Origin of the sequence: Pseudactinotalea suaedae (assembly GCF_009733815.1) — a bacterium.
GTDB lineage: Bacteria > Actinomycetota > Actinomycetes > Actinomycetales > Beutenbergiaceae > Pseudactinotalea > Pseudactinotalea suaedae.
Genome location: NZ_WNXY01000007.1, coordinates 59,748 through 78,739, shown reverse-complemented (window position 1 = coordinate 78,739; position 18,992 = coordinate 59,748). Strand labels below are relative to the sequence as shown.

At 71.6% G+C, this 18,992-nt stretch carries 18 protein-coding genes; 11 read left to right on the top strand and 7 right to left on the bottom strand.

Going from position 1 to position 18,992, the window contains the following annotated elements; all coding sequences use genetic code 11:
- Nucleotides 1-27: 27 nt before the first annotated feature.
- Together GPA04_RS11985 and GPA04_RS11980 are read left to right on the top strand one after the other, a co-directional pair.
- Nucleotides 28-1,083 carry a 3-isopropylmalate dehydrogenase gene (locus GPA04_RS11985; protein ID WP_156224347.1) on the top strand — a complete coding sequence of 352 codons (1,056 nt, stop codon included), beginning with the start codon at nt 28-30 and terminating at the stop codon, nt 1,081-1,083.
- A gap of 114 nt (nt 1,084-1,197) precedes the next feature.
- Nucleotides 1,198-2,286, top strand: coding sequence for a branched-chain amino acid aminotransferase (locus GPA04_RS11980; RefSeq protein WP_156224345.1), 1,089 nt, complete (start codon nt 1,198-1,200; stop codon nt 2,284-2,286).
- 22 nt (nt 2,287-2,308) lie between these two features.
- On the opposite strand, the gene GPA04_RS11975 is transcribed toward GPA04_RS11980, so the two are convergent.
- A complete protein-coding gene (locus GPA04_RS11975; RefSeq protein ID WP_156224344.1) occupies nt 2,309-3,979 on the bottom strand; it encodes a bifunctional 3'-5' exonuclease/DNA polymerase in 1,671 nt (556 codons plus the stop codon).
- Nucleotides 3,980-4,069: 90 nt separating this feature from the next.
- Here GPA04_RS11975 and GPA04_RS11970 point away from each other — a divergent pair, with 90 nt between their 5' ends.
- The 7 genes from GPA04_RS11970 (at nt 4,070) to lplAB (ending at nt 12,453) form a co-directional block, all read left to right on the top strand.
- The gene (locus GPA04_RS11970) at nt 4,070-5,332 is read left to right on the top strand and encodes an ROK family transcriptional regulator (protein WP_156224342.1); all 1,263 of its coding nucleotides are present in this window, start codon (nt 4,070-4,072) and stop codon (nt 5,330-5,332) included.
- A gap of 29 nt (nt 5,333-5,361) precedes the next feature.
- Nucleotides 5,362-6,267, top strand: coding sequence for a carbohydrate ABC transporter permease (locus GPA04_RS11965; RefSeq protein ID WP_156224341.1), 906 nt, complete (start codon nt 5,362-5,364; stop codon nt 6,265-6,267).
- A 9-nt stretch (nt 6,268-6,276) separates the two neighbouring features.
- Nucleotides 6,277-7,203 carry a carbohydrate ABC transporter permease gene (locus tag GPA04_RS11960; protein WP_156224340.1) on the top strand — a complete coding sequence of 309 codons (927 nt, stop codon included), beginning with the start codon at nt 6,277-6,279 and terminating at the stop codon, nt 7,201-7,203.
- A 10-nt stretch (nt 7,204-7,213) separates the two neighbouring features.
- Entirely contained in the window at nt 7,214-8,623 is a 1,410-nt protein-coding gene (locus GPA04_RS11955; RefSeq protein ID WP_156224339.1) for an ABC transporter substrate-binding protein, read from the top strand.
- Between the two features lie 280 nt (nt 8,624-8,903).
- On the top strand, nt 8,904-10,523 hold the full coding sequence (cimA, locus tag GPA04_RS11950) for a citramalate synthase (protein WP_156224338.1): 1,620 nt from the start codon (nt 8,904-8,906) through the stop codon (nt 10,521-10,523).
- Complete coding sequence (locus GPA04_RS11945) at nt 10,520-11,353, top strand: endonuclease/exonuclease/phosphatase family protein (protein WP_156224337.1); 834 nt, start codon at nt 10,520-10,522, stop codon at nt 11,351-11,353. The genes cimA and GPA04_RS11945 overlap by 4 nt, the downstream gene beginning before the upstream one ends.
- A 53-nt stretch (nt 11,354-11,406) precedes the next feature.
- Complete coding sequence (gene lplAB / locus GPA04_RS11940; RefSeq protein ID WP_156224336.1) at nt 11,407-12,453, top strand: lipoate-protein ligase LplAB; 1,047 nt, start codon at nt 11,407-11,409, stop codon at nt 12,451-12,453.
- A 13-nt stretch (nt 12,454-12,466) separates the two neighbouring features.
- Here the strand turns inward: lplAB and trxA are convergent, their stop codons facing one another.
- The 4 genes from trxA to GPA04_RS11920 are packed head-to-tail and all read right to left on the bottom strand — an operon-like array spanning nt 12,467 to nt 15,361.
- Nucleotides 12,467-12,847 carry a thioredoxin gene (gene trxA, locus GPA04_RS11935; protein WP_156224335.1) on the bottom strand — a complete coding sequence of 127 codons (381 nt, stop codon included), beginning with the start codon at nt 12,845-12,847 and terminating at the stop codon, nt 12,467-12,469.
- Nucleotides 12,848-12,907: 60 nt separating this feature from the next.
- On the bottom strand, nt 12,908-13,633 hold the full coding sequence (locus GPA04_RS11930) for a YggS family pyridoxal phosphate-dependent enzyme (protein ID WP_156224334.1): 726 nt from the start codon (nt 13,631-13,633) through the stop codon (nt 12,908-12,910).
- 40 nt (nt 13,634-13,673) lie between these two features.
- Nucleotides 13,674-14,270, bottom strand: a complete 597-nt coding sequence (locus GPA04_RS11925) for a pentapeptide repeat-containing protein (RefSeq protein WP_156224333.1) — start codon at nt 14,268-14,270, stop codon at nt 13,674-13,676.
- Complete coding sequence (locus tag GPA04_RS11920; RefSeq protein ID WP_162458595.1) at nt 14,267-15,361, bottom strand: DUF2510 domain-containing protein; 1,095 nt, start codon at nt 15,359-15,361, stop codon at nt 14,267-14,269. Before GPA04_RS11920 ends, GPA04_RS11925 begins: the two co-directional genes overlap by 4 nt.
- Nucleotides 15,362-15,459: 98 nt before the next feature.
- On the opposite strand from GPA04_RS11920, the gene GPA04_RS11915 reads away from it, so the two are divergent.
- Nucleotides 15,460-16,410 carry an ABC transporter ATP-binding protein gene (locus tag GPA04_RS11915; protein ID WP_156224331.1) on the top strand — a complete coding sequence of 317 codons (951 nt, stop codon included), beginning with the start codon at nt 15,460-15,462 and terminating at the stop codon, nt 16,408-16,410.
- Nucleotides 16,407-17,384: an ABC transporter permease subunit gene (locus GPA04_RS11910; protein WP_156224330.1), complete on the top strand. Its 978-nt coding sequence runs from the start codon at nt 16,407-16,409 to the stop codon at nt 17,382-17,384. The genes GPA04_RS11915 and GPA04_RS11910 overlap by 4 nt, the downstream gene beginning before the upstream one ends.
- Nucleotides 17,385-17,386: 2 nt before the next feature.
- Here the strand turns inward: GPA04_RS11910 and GPA04_RS11905 are convergent, their stop codons facing one another.
- Together GPA04_RS11905 and GPA04_RS11900 are read right to left on the bottom strand one after the other, a co-directional pair.
- Nucleotides 17,387-18,268: an alpha/beta fold hydrolase gene (locus GPA04_RS11905; RefSeq protein ID WP_156224329.1), complete on the bottom strand. Its 882-nt coding sequence runs from the start codon at nt 18,266-18,268 to the stop codon at nt 17,387-17,389.
- 52 nt (nt 18,269-18,320) lie between these two features.
- Nucleotides 18,321-18,977 (bottom strand): TetR/AcrR family transcriptional regulator, encoded by a 657-nt coding sequence (locus GPA04_RS11900; protein WP_241680759.1) that lies wholly within the window; start codon nt 18,975-18,977, stop codon nt 18,321-18,323.
- Between the last annotated feature and the right edge of the window lie 15 nt (nt 18,978-18,992).

The following is an 18,992-nucleotide window of genomic DNA, read 5'->3' as shown; positions in this document are numbered from 1 at the left end:
TGGGACGCTCGTACTAGGCTGCAGCGCATGGCACGCACGATCAAGCTCGCGGTGATCCCCGGTGACGGTATCGGCACCGAGGTGGTGGCCGAGGCCCTCAAGATCCTCGACGCCGCGCTCCAGGGCAGCGACGTGGTGATCGAGCGGACTCCGTTCGACCTCGGCGCCGCGCGCTGGCACCGGACCGGCGACGCCCTCACCGACGAGGACCTCGAGTCGATCAAGGCGCACGACGCGATCCTGCTGGGCGCCGTGGGTGACCCGAGCGTCCCCTCCGGGGTGCTCGAGCGCGGCCTGCTGCTGAAGCTCCGGTTCGCGCTCGACCACTACGTCAACCTGCGCCCCTCGAAGCTGTACCCGGGCGTGCCCAGCCCTCTCGCCAACCCCGGCGACATCGACTTCGTGGTCGTGCGCGAGGGCACCGAGGGCCCGTACGTGGGCAACGGCGGCGCGCTGCGCGTCGGCACGCCGCACGAGATCGCCACCGAGGTCAGCGTCAACACCGCGCACGGCGTCGAGCGCGTGGTCCGTGACGCCTTCGCCCGCGCCCAGGCCCGCCCCCGCAAGAAGCTCACGCTGGTGCACAAGCACAACGTGCTCGTGCACGCCGGTCACCTGTGGCGCCGCACCGTGGAGGCCGTGGCCGCCGAGTTCCCCGAGGTGGAGATCAGCTACCAGCACGTCGACGCCGCCACGATCTACCTGGCGACGAACCCCAGCCAGTACGACGTGATCGTGACCGACAACCTGTTCGGCGACATCCTCACCGACCTCGCGGCCGCGATCACCGGAGGTATCGGCCTCGCCGCCTCGGGCAACGTCAACCCCTCGGGTGAGTTCCCCTCGATGTTCGAGCCGGTGCACGGCTCCGCGCCCGACATCGCCGGCCAGGGCAAGGCCGACCCGACGGCGGCCATCCTGTCGATCTCGCTCCTCCTGGAGCACCTGGGTCTGGTCGAGCCCGCGGCCGCGGTGAGCGCGGCCGTCGAGGCAGACATCCGAGACCGTGCGGGCTCGAGCACCGCCGCGACACGCAGCACCACCGAGATCGGCGACGCGATCGCCGCTCGAGTAGCCGGCTGAGCGCGCCGCCCGGGTGACCGTCCGACCCACCCGCCTCGGCCCGCTCACCCGTTCTCGCCGTCGACGGCGGAACGGGCGCCATGTCACCCCTCACGACATTACGGTGGAGCCATCATGACTGCTGCGACAACCTACGAGGTGCGACCGAGCTCGCACCCCCGCACCCTGGCCGAGCGCACCGCAGCGCTCGCCGACCTCAAGTTCGGGGTCGTCTTCTCCGACCACATGGCACGCGCGACCTGGACGGCGGCCGACGGCTGGCACGACCGCCGCATCGAGGCGTACGGGCCGCTCAGCCTCGACCCCGCGGCCGCCGTGCTGCACTACGCGCAAGAGATCTTCGAGGGTCTCAAGGCCTACCGGCACGCCGACGGCTCGGTCTGGGTGTTCCGGCCGGACCGCAACGCCGCGCGCCTCGCCCGCAGCGCGAACCGGCTCGCGCTCCCCGAGCTGAGCGAGCAGGACTTCCTCGACTCGATCCAGGCGCTGGTCTCGACCGATGCCGAGTGGGTGCCCTCGGTGCCGGGCTCCTCGCTGTATCTGCGGCCCTTCATGTTCGCCTCCGAGGCGTTCCTCGGGGTGCGGGCGGCCAAGCAGGTCGACTACCTCGTGATCGCCTCGCCGGTGGGGCCGTACTTCACCAACGGGTTCCAGCCGCTCGCCATCTGGGTCGACGCCGAGTACAACCGCGCCGGTCCCGGCGGCACGGGCGCTGCCAAGTGCGGCGGCAACTACGCGGCGAGCCTGCTGCCGCAGGCGCTGGCGTACCAGGAGGGCTGCGACCAGGTCTGCTTCCTCGACGCGGCCACCGGCACCTACCTCGAGGAGCTGGGCGGCATGAACGTCTTCCTCGTGAAGAAGGACGGCTCGGTCACCACCCCGGCGCTGGGGACGATCCTGGAAGGTGTCACGCGCGACTCGATCCTGCAGCTGTGCCGCGAGGGTGGCCGCGAGGTGACCGAGCGCCAGATCCCGCTGACCGAGCTGCTGGAGCAGATCGCCTCGGGTGAGGTCGCCGAGGTGTTCGCCTGCGGCACCGCCGCCGTGATCACGCCGATCGGGCGCCTCAAGGGCACGGGCTTCGACGTCACGATCGGTTCCGGTGACGCCGGACCGGTCACCACCGAGCTCTACGAGACGATCACCGACATCCAGTACGGGCGCCGCGACGACGTCCACGGCTGGATGCACCGGCTCGTCTGAGCGCGCCCGGCGGCACGCCGGCTCAGGCTGGGTCTGCCTGGTCGTAGCGCTCGACCACGGCGACGTCGAGCGGGAAGGTGATCGGGAACTCGCCGAACAGCAGCCGCCCGGCCGCCTGCGCCGACTCGCGGACGGCCGTGGCGACCGCCTCCGCCTGCTCGGCGGGTGTGTGCACCACGATCTCGTCGTGCAGGAAGAACACGAGGTGGGGTCGGCCCTGACCCGGCAGGTCGGTCGCGCCGTCGGCGGCCGTGGCGCTCATCGAGCGCAGCCGACGGCGTAGCTCGGCCATCCAGCACAACGCCCACTCCGCCGCCGTTCCCTGGACCACGAAGTTGCGTGTGAACCGGCCCCAGTTGCGCGCCTGGGTGCGGGCGCGACGCTCGTCTGCCTCGTTCGCCTCCACCACGGCGGCCGCGTGCTGCGCGGTCCGCCACGACTCGCCCGGCGCCGGTGAGGTGCGGCCCAACCACGTGCGGACCGTGCCGCCGCGCTCGCCGACGCGGGCCGCGTCGTCGACCAGGCCGAGCGCACGCGGATAGGCCTGGCGAAGCCGGGGCAGCACGACCCCGGACTGGCCGGTGGTGCCGCCGTAGAGGGCACCGAGCATCCCGACCTTCGCGTGGGGTCGGGTGTCGACGACACCGGCGTCCACCAGCCCGGCGTACAGGTCGCGGTCCTGCCCGGCGGCCGCGAGCTCGGTGTCGTGCGCCATCGCCGCCAAGACGCGCGGCTCGATCTGGGCCGCGTCGGCGACCACGAGCCGCCATCCCGGGTCGGCGACCACGGCGGCGCGCAGCGACTTCGGGATCTGCAGCGCACCGCCGCCGTTGGTCGCCCAGCGGCCGGTGACCACGCCGCCGGGCACGTAGTCGGTGCGGAACCGGTCCGCGCGGCCACCGGTGCCGGGCTCCACCCAGGTGTCGAGCCACGTCCACCCGTTCGCGCTGAGCAGCCGTGCGAGCTTCTTGTACTGCAGCAGCGGAGCCACGACCGGGTGGTCGGAGCGCGAGATCTCCCACTTGGACGTCGAGGTGACGTCCAGACCGTTGGCGCGCAAGGCCCGCAGCAGCTCGACGGGGGAGTCGGGGTTGAGGTGCGGCGCGCCCAGGTGACCGGCGATCTCGACGGCGAGCCGCTCCAGCACCTGCGGCCGGTAGCCGGCGGCGGGGCGCGGCCCGAGCGCCGCGGTGAGGAGCGCGTCGTGCCGGCTGCGGGACCAGGGGAGCCCGTCGGCGCGCATCTCGACGGCGATCAGCGCACCCGCCGACTCCGCGGCCAGGAGCAGGCGCAGCCGGCCCGGCTCGGGCGAGCCCGCCACCGCAGCCTGTTGGCGCGCGTGCTCGGCCGCGACGTCGGCAGGGCTCACGTCGGTCGCGAGGTCGAGCTCGTCCAGCAGCGTGCGCTCCGCGGTGGGCGCCGGACCGACGTCGAGCCAGATCGGGCCGGCAGGCGCCTCGGGTGCGGCGAGCTGCAGGATCCGGCCGCACAGCCTCAGGTCGACGCACCGCGCGGGGCGAGCACCCGCCGCGAGCAGCCGCGGGTAGCAGGTGGCCGTGTCGGGCCAGATCCACCGGGCCTCAGGCTCGATCCGCGCGATCTCGGCCGCCTGCTGCCATGTCAGGCGCTCGCTCGCGGCGCCGTCCGGCGCGACCGCGACGCCCGCACCGCTCGGCACCGCGATCACATCCACAGGGGCACGCTACGGGGCGGCGCCGCCCTCGTCGCTCGCCCGATCCTGGAGGACCTCGGACTATTGACGAGGTGAAGAAAGGTGACCACAATGTCGAGGGTGCAGAGCAGCACCGACCGCGTGGACACCGCGACCTTCGCCACTCACGGAGCCTCGGCCCGGGCCGTCATCCGTGAGCTGCTGGTGCATGGTGCGCTGCCCCGCGCCGAGCTCGCGCGCCGGCTGCAGCTCTCACCCGCGGCGCTCACGCGAGTCACGCGTGAGCTGCTGGACACCGGCACGATCCGTGAGTCCGGAGCAGCCTCGGCCGGGACCGGCGGTCGCCCCGGCACGCCGCTGGAGGTGAGCGTGGAGCGCCACCAGATGGTCGGGATCAAGGTCACCGGCGACGGCGTCTACGGGGTCCGGACCGATGCGCTGGGGCACGTGCAGGGCAGCGCCCAGCGGCAGCTCGCCTCGACCGACGTCGACGACGTCACCCACACGATCGTTGACCTGGTGAACGAAGTGGCCGCCGACGCACCCGTGGAGGCGATCGGCGTCGGGCTCGCCGGCACCATGTCGCGCTTCGACGACCGGGTGCGGCGCAACCTCTACCTCGGATGGGACGACGTGCCGCTGGGCGCGGCTCTCGAGCACGCGTGCGGGCTTCCCACCGTCATCAGCAACGACGTCCGCGCGCTCACCGCCGGCGTGCACTGGTCGGGGCCGGCGCGTGGCCATGACGACGTCGCCGTGGTCACCACCGGGGTGGGGGTCGGGATCGGGCTGGTGATCGAGGGCCGCACGGTCGCCGGGACCCGCGGCAAGGCGGGCATGATCGGTCACCAGCGCATCAGCGACTCGGGACCGATCTGTTCCGAGGGGCACCGCGGCTGTGCCGACAGCTACCTCACCACGGGCGCGATCACCCGGGCGGTCGCCGTCGCCCACGGTGAGCCGTCGATGACCCTCGAGCGCGTCTGTGCGCTGGCCGACGACGGCGACGCCGCGGCACGCCGTGTCCTCGCCGACGCCGGCCGCGCGCTGGGTGCGGTCGTGGCCGGCCTCGTGAACGCCCTCGACCTGCCCAACGTCATCCTCGCGGGCGACGGGCTGCCTGCGGTCATGCGCGCCCGGCCCGAGATCGAGGAGTCGCTCGCGCTCCACCTCGATCGGTACGCGTCACCGCCCGACGTCCAGCTCCTCGTCTCGGACTTCGACGAGTGGGCGCGCGGGGCCGCCGTCGTCGCGTGCCAGTGGCTGCTGCTCGAACCACCGCGCTGGGTCGGCACCCGCCGGCCCGGGGTGCGAGCCCGCGGTCGAGATCGCGATCGACGACGCCGCAACGACGCCGTCCCGATCGAGGCGTAACAGCTGTGCCCACCACGCAAGGAGGACCGATGACCACCGCCGCACCACCGACCGGCGCACGTCGACGCCGACGCGACGACACCCGGCTCGCGCTGCTGTTCATCGCACCCGCGACGATCGGCCTGCTCGTCTTCTACTTCTGGCCGCTGCTGCGCGGCGTCTGGCTGAGCTTCACCTCCTGGGACGTGCTCACCCCGGCCACGTTCATCGGCGTGGAGAACTACACGACGATGTTCGCCGACCCGGTGTTCTGGAACGCGCTCCGGGTGACCGCGTTGTACGTGGTCATCAACATCGGCGTGCAGACCGTGGTCGCGCTCCTGATCGCCGTGCTGATGCAACGGCTCAGCCAGTCGATCCTGCTGCGGTCCCTCGTGCTGACGCCCTACCTGGTCTCCAACGTGGTCGCCGCGCTCGTGTTCCTGTGGATCCTCGACTTCCAGCTGGGTGTCGGGAACAACATCCTGGAAGGTCTCGGCCTCGACCGGATCGGGTTCTTCACCTCCGAGAGCTGGGTGATCCCGACGATCGCGCTCGTCAACGTGTGGCGGCACATGGGTTACACCGCGCTGCTGATCTTCGCCGGGCTGCTCGCGATCCCGCCGAACATGTACGAGGCCGCCCGGGTCGACGGGGCCTCCGAGATCCGTTCGTTCTTCGCGATCACGCTGCCGCTGCTGCGGCCGATCCTCGGGCTGGTGCTGATCGTGTCCGTGATCGGCTCGTTCCAGGTGTTCGACACGGTCGCCGTGACCACGAGCGGCGGTCCGGTCGACGCCAGCCGCGTGCTCCAGCTCTACATCTACGAGAAGGCGTTCGCGCAGTTCGACTTCGGGTACGCCTCGGCGCTGAGCGTGGCGCTGCTGCTGCTCTTGATGATCGTGACCTTCCTGCAGTACCGCGTCACGCGCGCGGGCCAGTCGGACCTGAGCTGAGGGGCTGAGATGACACAGGCAGTCGCGGGCACCGCCCGCAACCAGCGCTCCCGCCGTCGGGCTCGCACGAGCCCGGGCCGCGTGCTCGCGTGGGTCGTGATGATCATCATCCTCGTCGTGACCCTGTTCCCCTTCTACTGGGTGCTGCGCACGGCGCTGTCCAGCAACGCCGCGCTCTACGTCGACCCGTCGGCGCTCGGCCCGGTGGGGCTGGGGTTCGGGGCCTTCGCGCGCGTCTTCGGGCAGCAGTCGGTCGAGGAGGCGATCGCCCAGGGCGGCTCCGGTGCCTCGATCGACTTCTGGCTCTACCTGCGGAACTCGATCGTCGTGGCCACCGCCGTCACCCTCTTCCAGGTCTTCTTCTCCGCGATGGCGGCCTACGCGTTCTCGCGACTGCGCTGGCGCGGGCGCAACCAGGTGTTCAGCCTGTTCCTGCTGTCGCTGATGGTGCCGACGATCTTCACGCTGCTGCCGAACTTCCTCCTGATCCGTCAGCTCGGCCTCATCGACACGCTGTTCGGCATCATGCTGCCCGGGTTGTTCATGACGCCGTTCGCGATCTTCTTCCTGCGGCAGTTCCTCATGAACATCTCCACCGAGGTGGAGGAGGCCGCCCAGATCGACGGCGCCAGCAAGGCGCGGGTGTTCTTCGTGCTCGCGATCCCGATGACCGTGGGACCGATCGCGACGATCGGGATCCTCACCTACATCAACTCCTGGAACGACTACTTCTGGCCGCTGATGGTCTCCTACACGGACGACTCGCGCGTGCTGACCGTCGCTCTGGGCAACTTCAACGCCCAGACACCCCAGACCGGCCCCGACTGGGCGGGTCTGATGGCCGCGACCCTCGTCGCCGCCCTGCCGATGCTGGTGCTGTTCATGGCCTTCGCCCGTCGGATCGTCAGCTCCATCGGGTTCAGCGGAATCAAGTGAGGTGTTCACGATGACGAATGTGCGGAACCGGACCCCCGACCGGACCACGACCCGGACCACGAAGACCGACGCGAGCCCTCGCCGTCGCCGGCTCGCGGCGGCGACGCTCGTGACCGGCCTCGCCGCGCTGACCGCGGCGTGCGCGGCCGGCCCGAACGCCGGCAGCGGGACCACGGCGCTCGACTACTGGTTGTGGGACGCCAACCAGCTGCCCGCCTACCAGGCGTGCGTCGACGCCTTCGAGGAGGAGAACCCGGACATCGAGGTGCGCGTCAGCCAGTACGGGTGGGACGACTACTGGCAGAAGCTCACGGCGGGGTTCGTCGCCGGCGCGGGGCCGGACGTGTTCACCGACCACCTGACCCGGTACCCCGAGCTGGCGGGCCGCGAGCTGCTGCTGGATCTCAACACGCTCGAGGCCACGGCCGACGTCGACCCCGACACCTACCAGCCGGGCCTCGCCGAGCTCTGGGTCACGCCCGAAGGCGGCCGCTACGGCCTTCCCAAGGACTTCGACACGATCGCCCTGTTCTACGACCTCAACGTCCTGACCGAGGCGGGGATGAGCCCCGAGGACCTCGAGGGACTGACGTGGAACCCCGATGACGGGGGAACGTTCGAGGACGTCATCGCCCACCTGAGCATCGACGCCAACGGGGTCCGGGGCGACGAGGAGGGCTTCGACCCGCAGAACGTCCAGACCTACGGGATGGCCTCGAACGGGTCCGGCGGTGCGGAGGGGCAGACCCAGTGGTCCTGGCTCGCCGCCTCGACCGGGTGGACGTTCACCGACCAGCCGGTGTGGGGCACCGAGTACCACTTCGACGACCCGCGGCTGCACGAGACGCTCGCCTGGTACTTCGGGCTCGTCGAGAAGGGGTTCATGGCGCCGTACGAAGAGGTGGGCACGGCCCCCAACCCCACGCAGGCGCTCGGCTCAGGGCGTGCGGTGCTCTCGTCGAACGGGTCGTGGATGATCCGCAGCTACACCGGGCTGGAGGGCATCGACCTCGGCGTCGCGCCGCTGCCCGCCGGTCCGGTGGGGACCCCGATGTCCATGTACAACGGTCTCGCCGACTCGATCAGCGCGCAGACCGAGAACCCCGAGGAAGCGGCCCGGCTGGTGGCGTTCCTCGGTTCGGAGGCGTGCCAGGTGATCGTGGGGGAGGCCGGCGTGGTGTTCCCGGCGATCCCCGCCGGGACCGACGCCGCGGTCGAGGCGTTCGCGGACCAGGGCGTCGACGTGCAGCCGTTCACCGACCTCGTGGACGCGGGGCACACGTTCTTCTTCCCGGTCACCGACGGCTACGGGTCGATCTCCGCGCTGATGACACCCGTGATGGACGAGATCTACATCGGCAGCCGGGACCCGGCGACCCTGGCGGACCTGAACGAGCAGGTGAACGAGCTGATCGGATGAAGGGAGGCCCCGTCTGCCCGGGAGCGGGCAGACGGGGTCGCCGCCCACCGTGTGGCATGATGGCGCGGTGGCACACCAGGCTCACACACAGCTCATTATCGGCTAGCGCGCACGGGACACCCCGAGCGCGCAGACCTCCCCACCCGGGAGGTCTTTTTGTTGCCGGGGCCACCTCTTCCCGGTGACGGGCAGATGATGGACGCGGGACCACCCCACCCGCGCAGCGAAGGAACGAGACCTACGGGCGGCGAGCGACGCCGTCGTCCGGAAGAAGGCAACGATGAGTACCAGCCCGGTTCCCGTGGACTCCGGTGACCTCGACGTGCACGTCTACGACACCACGCTGCGCGACGGCGCCCAGCAGGAGGGCATGAACCTCTCGGTGGGCGACAAGCTCGCCATCGCGGCGCTGCTCGACGAGCTCGGGGTGGGCTTCATCGAGGGCGGCTGGCCGGGTGCGGTGCCCAAGGACACCGAGTTCTTCCAGCGGATGGAGAAGGAGGTCGAGCTCGTCAACGCCGAGCTGGCCGCCTTCGGCGCCACCCGCAAGGTCGGCATCCGGCCCCACGAGGACCCGCAGGTCCGGGCGCTGCTCGACTCCGGTGCCGCGGTCATCACGCTGGTCGCCAAGAGCGACATCCGCCACGTGGAGCGGGCGTTGCGGACCACCGGCGAGGAGAACCTCGCGATGATCGCCGACACGGTCGCGTACCTGCGTGACGCCGGCCGTCGGGTCTTCGTCGACGTCGAGCACTTCTTCGACGGCTACCGGTTCGACCCCTCCTACGCGCTGCGCGCGGTCACGACGGCGTTCGAGGCCGGTGCCGAGGTCGTCGCGCTGTGCGACACCAACGGCGGCATGCTGCCGAGCTGGGTGAGCGAGGTCGTGGGCAAGGTCCGCGCGGAGACCGACGGCCGCCTCGGCATGCACGCCCACAACGACTCCGGCTGCGCGGTGGCGAACTCGATCGCCGCGGTCGAGGCCGGCGCGCGGCACATCCAGGGCTGCATCAACGGCTACGGCGAGCGGACCGGCAACGCGGACCTGCTCTCCGTCGTCGCCAACCTCGAGCTCAAGACCGGGCGCGCGCTGCTCCCCGCGGGCGGGCTGACCGAGATCACGCGGATCGCGCACGCGATCAGCGAGCTCACCAACATCGCCCCGTTCGCGCGGCAGCCCTACATCGGGGCGAGCGCGTTCGCGCACAAGGCGGGGCTGCACGCCTCGGCGATCCGCGTCGACCCCGACCTGTACCAGCACGTCGACCCGCGCGCGGTGGGCAACGACATGCGGATGCTCGTCTCCGACATGGCCGGGCGTGCCTCGATCGAGCTCAAAGGACGGGAGCTCGGCTTCGACCTCGCCGGGCAGGGCGACCTGCTCGGCCGCGTCACCAACCGCGTCAAGGACGCCGAGGCCAACGGCTACACCTACGACGCCGCCGACGCCAGCTTCGAGCTGCTGCTGCGCGAGGAGATGGACGGCCGGCGGCCCTCGTACTTCACGCTGGAGTCCTGGCGGGCGATCGTCGAGCACGGCGCGCACGCCGACGAGGTCGATGCCGAGGCGACCGTCAAGCTCCGCACGGGCGACCGCCGCGTGGTGAGCACCGGCGAGGGGAACGGACCGGTGAACGCCCTCGACCACGCGCTGCGGCAGGCGCTCGTGGGCGCCTACCCCGAGGTGGACGAGTTCGAGCTCATCGACTACAAGGTCCGCCTGCTCGACAGCTCCCACGGCACCGACGCGGTCACGCGCGTGCTGATCGAGATGACCGACGGCGAGCACACCTGGAACACGGTCGGCGTCGGCCCGAACATCCTCGAGGCCTCCTGGGAGGCTTTGGTCGACTCGATCACCTTCGGCTTGCTGCACCGTGGTGTGGGCGCCGCGTCATGACCGGCACCGCCGCTGTGATCGGACCGCAGGAGCCGCCGGCGATCCACCTGATGTCCTTCAACGTCCGCTGTGACGCCGGCTCACCGGCCGGGCACCCGGACCACTGGCCGACCCGCGCACCGCTGCTGAGCCGGCTGCTCGCGACCGAGCAGCCGGCGCTGATCGGCGTCCAGGAGCCGATGGGGCACCAGCTCGACGTGATCCGCGGCGGGCTCGGGGACCGCTACCGCATGGTGGGCGTGAGCCGCGACATCGACCCCGCGGACGAGCACTCCTCGATCTTCTACGACATCGCCCGCTTCGAGGCGATGGAGACCGGCCAGTACTGGCTCTCGGACACGCCGTCCGTGGTGGGCTCCGCGGGCTGGGGTGCGACGCTCCCACGCATCGTGGTGTGGGCCCGGCTGCGCGACCTCGCCACCGGCCGGACGCTGCTCCACGTCAACTCGCACTTCGATCACGCGTCCGGGCAGGCGCGCACCCGCAGCGCCGCGGTCGTGGCCGACCAGCTCCGCGCCGCCGGGGAGTCGGTGGACGCGGTCGTGTTCACCGGCGACACCAACGCGGCGGCGGAGCGGTCCGAGGCCTACCGCGTGCTGCTGGAGGGGACCGGCCTTCGCGACGCGTGGCTCGACGCCGCCGATCGGCGCACGCCCGCGATCGGCACGTTCACCGGCTACCAGGCCCCCGTACCCGACGGTGACCGCATCGACTGGGTGCTCGTCGGCGGCAAGGTTCAGGTCCGAGCGGCGGCGATCAACCCCGCGGCCGAGGGCGGTGCCAGCCCGAGCGACCACGCCGCGGTCCACGCGGTGCTCACGCTGGGCTGACCCGACCCCGCCCTGACATCGGTCAAGGGGGACGGGCCGCCTAGGCTGGGCGGGTGCGTGGTGAGTACAAGGTGCCGGGTGGCAAGCTCGTGGCCGCGGACGTCGAGATCGCCGACGGCGTCCTGCGTGAGGTCCGTGTCAGCGGTGACTTCTTCGTCGAGCCCGACGAGGCGCTCGAACGCATCGACCGTGCGCTGACCGGCCTCGCCGAGGACGCCGACGTGGCGACCTTGTCCGCGGCGGTGCGCGACGCCGTCGGGGAGGCCCAGATGATCGGGTTCACGCCCGAGGCGGTGGCGATCGCGGTGCGGCGCGCGCAGGGGCGCGCGTCCGGCTGGGGGGACCACACGTTCGAGATCGTGCACCCCGGGCCGCTGATGCCGCTCATGCACCTCGCGCTCGACCAGGTGCTGCTCGAGGAGGTGGGTGCGGGACGCCGCGCGCCCACGCTGCGGATCTGGGAGTGGGGCGGACCGGCGGTCATCATCGGCAGCTTCCAGTCGCTGGCCAACGAGGTGGACGAGGCGGCCGCGCAGCAGCACGGCATCGAGGTGGTGCGCCGCATCTCGGGGGGCGGCGCGATGTTCGTGGAGCCCGGCAACTCGATCACGTACTCGCTGTACGTGCCGGGCTCGCTCGTGGACGGGCTCTCCTTCGAGCGGTCCTACGCGTTCCTCGACGACTGGGTGCTCGGCGCGTTGCGCGAGCTCGGCATCGACGCCAGCTACGTGCCGCTCAACGACATCGCCTCACCCGAGGGCAAGATCGGCGGTGCCGCGCAGAAGCGGCTCGCGGGCGGTGCGGTGCTGCACCACGCCACGATGTCCTACGACATCGACGCCGACAAGATGCTGCAGGTGCTCCGGATCGGCCGAGAGAAGCTCTCGGACAAGGGCACCAAATCTGCTCAGAAGCGGGTCGACCCGATGCGCCGCCAGACCGGGATGTCGCGTGCCGATGTCATCGAGGCGATGGTCGGGCACTTCCGGCGCCGCTACGACACCGTCGAGGGTGAGATCACCGCCGCCGAGTACGCGCGCGCCGACCAGCTGGTCGCCGAGAAGTTCAGCACCCCGGACTGGCTCGCGCGCGTACCCTGAGCGGCCGGCGTGATCAGGCGGGGCTCTGACCCGCGGACTCCTGCTCGGCGACCTTGGCCCGGACCTCGTCCATGTCGAGCCCGCGCACGGCCTCGACCAGCTGGTTCAGCTGTGCCTTGGGCAGCGCCCCGGCCTGGTTGAACACCAGGATGCCGTCGCGGAACGCCATCAGCGTGGGGATCGCGGTGATGCCGGCCTGGCCGGCGAGCATCTGCTCGGCCTCGGTGTCGACCTTCGCGAACGTGATGTCCGTGTTCTGCTCGGACACCGCGTCGTAGATCGGTGCGAAGCTCTTGCACGGGCCGCACCAGTCGGCCCAGAAGTCGACGAGCACGATGCCGCCGCCCTCGATGGTGTCGTTGAAGGTCTCGGTGGTGATGTCGACGGTGGCCACAGCTCTCCTTGTTCGTGGGGTCTGTGGGCGTAACGGGCGCCGCGGTACAGGTATTCCGCCTCAGGCGGGCGCGGGCCGCGAGCCGAACACCGCCGACCCCACGCGCACCATGGTCGCGCCGGCGGCGATCGCGATCTCGAGGTCGCCGCTCATCCCCATCGACAGCTCGTGCGCCTCGCCCGTGCCGACGGCGTCGCTCGCCAGCACCTGGTCGCGCACCTCGGCGAGGCCCTGGTAGGAGGCACGGACCCGACCGGTGTCGGTCGAGTTGGCGCCGATGGTCATGAACCCGGTGAGCCGCAGCCAGGGGAGGGCCCCGACGGCCGCGGCGAGGTCGAGCACCTCGTGGGGCGCGATCCCGTACTTGGAGTCCTCGCCCGAGGTGTTGACCTGGATCATGACCTCGAGCGGGGTCTGCGCGCTGTCGGCCTCCGCGAGCCGCGCACGGGCACGGTCCAGGCGTTCCGCCAGCGCGGCGGTATCGACGCTCTGCACGCAGTCGACCCAGCGCAGCACGGCATTGACCTTGTTCGACTGCAGGTGGCCGATGAAGTGGGTGCGGTGCTCGAGGTCGACCAGGTCGGGCTCGATCGCGGTCAGCTCCTGCGCGCGGTTCTGCCCGAGCAGGGGGTAGCCGGCGGTGATCGCCTCCCGCACCCGTTCGGCGGTGACGGTCTTCACGGCCAGCAGCACCGCGACCTCCGCGGGGTCTCGGCCCGCCTCGCGTGCCGCCGCGTCGACCCGGGCGCGCACCCGCGCGAGGGCCTGGGGGACGTCCTCGCTCACCCCGCGAGACTACCGGCGGTACCTGATCCCGGGGGCACGGCTATTCGTCGGTGACGCGGATGCCCAGCTCGGAGGCCAGCGCCGGCAGCGCGCTCGCCGCGTCGGAGCGGCCGAGCCGGGCGCCGCGCAGCCCCGCCACGCCGGTGATCCCCTCCATCGTGCAGCCGCTGAACGAGACGTCGGAGCAGCGCACGCCCGCGAACCGAGCACCCGTGAGGTCGCAGTCCACGAACCGCACGCGGACCAGGCGGGCCTCGGACAGGTCGAGGTCACGCAGCCGGGTCTTCGTGAACGTGACGTCGGTCCAGGTGCTGCCGTGCGCCGACAGCTCCTCGGCCACCGCCTCGGTCACGTCCAGCTGCCGCCAGCGGGAGCGGAGCCACTGGCTGCCGGTCAGCCGGGCGCCGTCGAGCGTGCAGCGCACGAGCGCGGAGTCCGTGGTCATCACGCCAGCGAGGTCGGCGCCGTCGAGCGCGCAGTCGATGAACGAGGTGCGCGTCCAGGTGCCGCCGCTGGCACGCAGCCGCGTCAGCGTGGAGGACTCCACCGCCACCTCGTCGAGCTCGGCGGCGATCCACACGGCGCCGTCGAACGCGGCGGCGGAGGTGGTGGTCCCGGCCGGGGGGAGCGCGGTCACGGGGTGGTGGCCGTGACCTCGGCGACGAGGCTGCGGCCGTGGTAGTCGAACACCAGCACCACCCAGGTGCCGGCGGCGAGGTCCTGCTCGAGCAGCGGGTCACGGCTGTCGGCGTCGCGGTCGTCGTTGATGTACTCGCGATCGCCGTTGCCGATGACGAGGATCACGGCGTCGGGCTCGTCGTTGTCCGAGGTCGGGACAGCGGTGACGTCGATGGCGGTGGCTCCTGCACCGGTGACGGTCAGCGAGCCCGCCCAGAAGCCGTCCTCGGCCGCCTGCACGTCCACGGTGTCCCCGGAGGTGAGCGCGTCGGTCACCTCGGTCGCCGCGATGTCGAAGGTGACCTCGGCGCTGTTGCGCTCGTCGACGCGGACCTCGTAGGTCCCGGCGGTCAGCGTCGCCGCCGCCAACGGGTCGAGTCCGCTGCCACCCATCGCGAGCGTGGCGTCGCGGTCGTCGTTGGCCGCGACCGGGTCGCCGCCGCCCTCGGGGACGATGGCGATGCGCAGGTCGTCCTCGCGGCGCTCGCCGCGGGCGTCGACGAGGATCGTCGCGTCGGCGTCGAGCGTGAGCATGCCGACCCACAGACCGGCCTGGGGGACCGTGGCGCTCGTCGAGGTGCCGAGGTCCAGCTCGGCGGTGACGGTCTCGCCGCCGTCGGTCGGCTGGGTCGTCCCGGCCCCGGTGGGGTCGTCGACGGGTGCACCCTCGGGACCGAAGGCCCACCAGCCGACGCCGACAACGAGCATCACCACCAGGACGCTCGCGGCGATCAGGGCCCAGACGCTCGCGCGGGAACGCTTGCCGCCGCCGCTGAACTCCTGGGTCTCGCCGTCGCCGGCCTGTGCCGGGGCGGCCGGCCAGCCCCGCGTCGAACCGACCGGGACCGGTGGCGCCATGAGGTCGGGGTGAGGGCCGCTCCGGCTGGCGACCAGGTACGGGTAGTCGGCGGACGCGGTGCTCGACCCGTGCAGCTCTGCCTGCCGGGGTGCGATCGGCGTGAAGTACTCGGTCCAGGAGTCGCCGTCCCAGTACCGCTGACGGTTCTCGCCGTCGGGGTCGGGGTACCAGCCCGCGGCCTTGTCGCTCACCCCGCCCATGGTAGGTGGCCACGCCGGTCGCCCGGCGTCACGGCTGCGGGCAGAGGTTCCCGATAGCGTGCTGCACCAGGCGACCTCGAGGGGACGAGATGACCGACGGCGACTGGGCCATCGTGACGAAGGACCTGCGCAAGAGCTACCGGGGACGGGCCGCCGTCGACGGCCTCGACCTGCGAGTCCCTGCGCACGGCGTCCACGGCTTCCTGGGGCCCAACGGCTCCGGCAAGACCACCACCATCCGGATGCTGCTCGGGCTCGTCCGGGCGGACTCGGGGCGGATGCGGATCTTCGGGACGTCGGTGCCGCGTGCGCTGCCGGAGGTGATCAACCGGGTGGGAGCGATCGTCGAGTCGCCGAAGTTCTTCCCCACCTTCACCGCGCGACGCAACCTCGACCTGCTGGCCCGCGCGATCGGCGCGCCGCGTACCGCCGTCGAGGACGTGCTGGACCGGACCGGGCTCCGCGACCGCGCGAACGAGCCGTACCGCGGCTACTCCCTGGGCATGAAGCAGCGGCTGGCGATCGCCGCGACCCTGCTGAAGTCGCCCGACCTGCTGATCTTCGACGAGCCGACCAACGGGCTCGACCCGGCCGGGATCCACGAGATCCGCGGGACCATGCGGAGGCTGGCCGACGAGGGCCACGCCGTGCTGGTCAGCAGCCACATCCTCGCCGAGGTCGAGCAGGTGGCCGACACGGTGTCGATCATCGGCCGTGGTCGCTTGCTCGCCTCGGGGTCGGTGGCCGAGGTCGTGGGGGACCGTTCGGGTGCGGTGCGGGTGGGCATCGCCGATCCGGACGGCGCCGCCCAGGTGCTCGGCACCGCCGGCCTGGTCGTGCGTCGCGACGGCGAGGCCCTGGTGGTGGAGGGGGAACGGGATCCGGCGCGGGTCACCTACCTGCTCGCGCAGCAGGGTCGGTACGTGAACAGCCTGAGCCAGGTCGGCGCCGGGCTGGAGTCGGTGTTCCTCGAGCTCACCTCGGGGCACGAGCTGGGCGCGCCGCCGCACGTGGCACCCGAGGGAGGTGAGCGGTCATGAGGCTGCTCGGGGTGGAGCTGACGCGGTTGCGGTCGCGGCTGGCCATCGTGCTCCTGCTCTCGATCGGGCTGGCGAGCACGGCCCTGTTCGCGTGGGCGGCGTTCGGCTCGGCACAGCCGATGACCGACGCCCAGCTCGCGGAGGCCGAGACGCAGTGGGAGCTCGCTCGCCAGGACTGGGAGGAGACCGGTGACGAGCAGGTCGCCTCGTGCGAGGAGGCCGAGGCTGCAGAGTCCGAGGCCGCCGGCGAGGAGCTCGACTTCGGGTGCGACGAGCTGGCGCCGCAGCGCGAGTGGTTCTTCTGGCAGCCGCCACCGTTCGACGAGTTCGTCGGCGCGGCATTGTCGTCAGGGCAGATGATCCTGTGCCTGGTCGCGCTCATGGTGGGCGTCACGTTCGTGGCAGCGGAGTTCGCCAGCGGCTCGATCGGGACGTGGCTGACGTTCGAGCCGCGCCGGATCCCGGTCTTCGTCTCGAAGATCGGCGCGACCGCCCTCGCGGGCCTGCTGTTCGGACTGGTCTGGACCGCCCTGTTCATGGCGGCCAACGCCGCCGGCTACGCGCTGGCAGGCAGCGAGGTGACGATCGCCGCCACGCAGGTCCACACGGTGGCGCGTGCGGCGGTGCTGGCCATGGCGGTCGCGGTGGCCGGTGCCGGTCTCGCCTTCGTGGTGCGGCACACGGCGGCTGCGCTCGGCATCGCGATCGGCTACCTGATCGGCGTCGACATGATCCTGCTGGGCGCCGTGGTGCCGGGTGGACAACGATGGACGCTCGTCAACAACATCACCGCCTGGATCACGGGGCGGCCGGTGTCCTACTACGAGGACAGCTGCACCGTCGAGGCGGGCGGGACGGTGTGCGACTGGGTCGAGCGCACGGTCTCGATGTCGCAGGGCGGCGTCGTCACCCTCGCGATGGTGCTCGTCGTCACGGTGGTCGCACTTCTCACCTTCCGGCACCGCGACGTCTAGGTCTACCGCGCCAGCAGCTGACGCACGAACCCGGCGATGCGGTCCGGCTTCTCCTCGGCCATGAAGTGACCGGCGTCGATCGCCTCGTAGGTGAAGTCGGGCGCCCAGGCGCCCCAGATCTGCGTGGGGTCGAAGCCGAGCTGGCTTCCCCAGTCCTGGGAGACGACGGCGACCGGCATCGCGAGCTGGCGTCCGGCGGCGCGGTCGGCTCGATCCATGTCGAGATCGACGCTCGCGGTGGCCCGGTAGTCGGCGACGATCGAGGGCACCGCGTTGGAGGAGGACCGGACGTAGTGCTGCCGCAGCTCGGGCGAGAACGTGGTCCCGGAGGGGTCCCAGGCGTCCAGGAAGGAGGCGAAGAACTCCTCGGCCACGGCGCCGATCATCTTCTCGGGCAGCCCCTCGGGCTGCGCCATCAGGTAGAGGTGCCAGGCCACCTTGGCGTCGACGCCGCGCAGCACGTCCCAGGTGTCCATGGTCGGGAGCACGTCGAGGATCCCGACGTGGGTCACGGTGTCGGGATGGTCGAGCCCGGCGCGGACGGCGACGAGCGCCCCGCGGTCGTGGCCGACGAGGGCGAACCGGTCGTGACCCAGCCGGGAGAGCACCTCGACGAGGTCCGCTGCCATCGTGCGCTTGGAGTAGGTGTCCGGGGAGGAGGCGGCGGGCTTGTCGCTGTCGCCGTAGCCGCGCAGGTCCGGAACGATGACGGTGTGCTCGCGGCTGAGGTCCTGGGCGACCTCGCTCCACATCAGATGGGTCTGCGGGAAGCCGTGCAGGAGGACCACGGGCGAGCCCTGGCCGCCGTGCGCGACGTTGAGCTCGACGCCGTCCGTCCCAGGGATGCGGTCGTAGCTGAGTGCGGGGATGGTGAGAGCGGTCATGAGATGTCCTTGATCGGTGACGGGTGGCTGGTCTGGGGTCGGTCGGTGGGGATCAGGTCGACGCGGCAGGCGTGGGGCGGCCGGAGAAGATGCCGTGCTGCCCTGCGTCGACGCCGCTGCGCAGCGCGGGTATGAGCACGGCGTCGACCAGGGCCTCGCGGTAGGCCTCGTCGGTGCTGAGGCCGTTGAGCTTGCGGATCAGCAGCACAGCGGCGCCGACCTCCTCGTACGCGAACGGATCGGCCGAGGCGGGGAGCTCTCCTCGTGCCACGGCCGACCGCAGCACCGTGTCCGTGAGCCGGGCGCCGGTCGGACCCACGGTGTCCTCGATGTGCTGGCAGAGCTCGGGGTCGCGCAGGCCCGCCTGCAGGATCGTGAGACCGACCGGCGACCCGGCGCTCATCTGGTCGTCCAGACGGGCCAGCAACGCCAGGAGGTCGCCGCGCAGCGACCCGGTGTCGATCGGGTCGGGCCGGTTGCCGGCGGCGGGACCCGCCTTGATCGCGGCAACCACCATCTCCTGCTTCGTGACCCAGCGGCGGTAGAGCGTGCGCTTGGACGCATGGGCTCGACGCGCGACCTCCTCGAACGTCACACCGTCGACGCCCGACTCGGCCATCAGCGCCAGGACGACGCCGAGGATCTCGCGTTCGCGAGCCTCGTCACGTGGACGACCGGGTCGGCGGGGTGGGTCATTGGGATACGGCACGTATCGTATCCTAAC

Excerpts from the sequence above, each read along its gene's own strand:
- GPA04_RS11955 (WP_156224339.1), top strand. The coding sequence starts at position 7,214 with ATGACGAATGTGCGGAACCGGACCCCCGACCGGACCACGACCCGGACC.
- GPA04_RS11910 (WP_156224330.1), top strand. The coding sequence starts at position 16,407 with ATGAGGCTGCTCGGGGTGGAGCTGACGCGGTTGCGGTCGCGGCTGGCC.
- GPA04_RS11960 (WP_156224340.1), top strand. The coding sequence starts at position 6,277 with ATGACACAGGCAGTCGCGGGCACCGCCCGCAACCAGCGCTCCCGCCGT.
- GPA04_RS11905 (WP_156224329.1), bottom strand. The coding sequence starts at position 18,268 with ATGACCGCTCTCACCATCCCCGCACTCAGCTACGACCGCATCCCTGGG.
- GPA04_RS11915 (WP_156224331.1), top strand. The coding sequence starts at position 15,460 with ATGACCGACGGCGACTGGGCCATCGTGACGAAGGACCTGCGCAAGAGC.
- GPA04_RS11980 (WP_156224345.1), top strand. The coding sequence starts at position 1,198 with ATGACTGCTGCGACAACCTACGAGGTGCGACCGAGCTCGCACCCCCGC.
- cimA (WP_156224338.1), top strand. The coding sequence starts at position 8,904 with ATGAGTACCAGCCCGGTTCCCGTGGACTCCGGTGACCTCGACGTGCAC.
- GPA04_RS11985 (WP_156224347.1), top strand. The coding sequence starts at position 28 with ATGGCACGCACGATCAAGCTCGCGGTGATCCCCGGTGACGGTATCGGC.
- GPA04_RS11965 (WP_156224341.1), top strand. The coding sequence starts at position 5,362 with ATGACCACCGCCGCACCACCGACCGGCGCACGTCGACGCCGACGCGAC.
- GPA04_RS11945 (WP_156224337.1), top strand. The coding sequence starts at position 10,520 with ATGACCGGCACCGCCGCTGTGATCGGACCGCAGGAGCCGCCGGCGATC.
- GPA04_RS11970 (WP_156224342.1), top strand. The coding sequence starts at position 4,070 with ATGTCGAGGGTGCAGAGCAGCACCGACCGCGTGGACACCGCGACCTTC.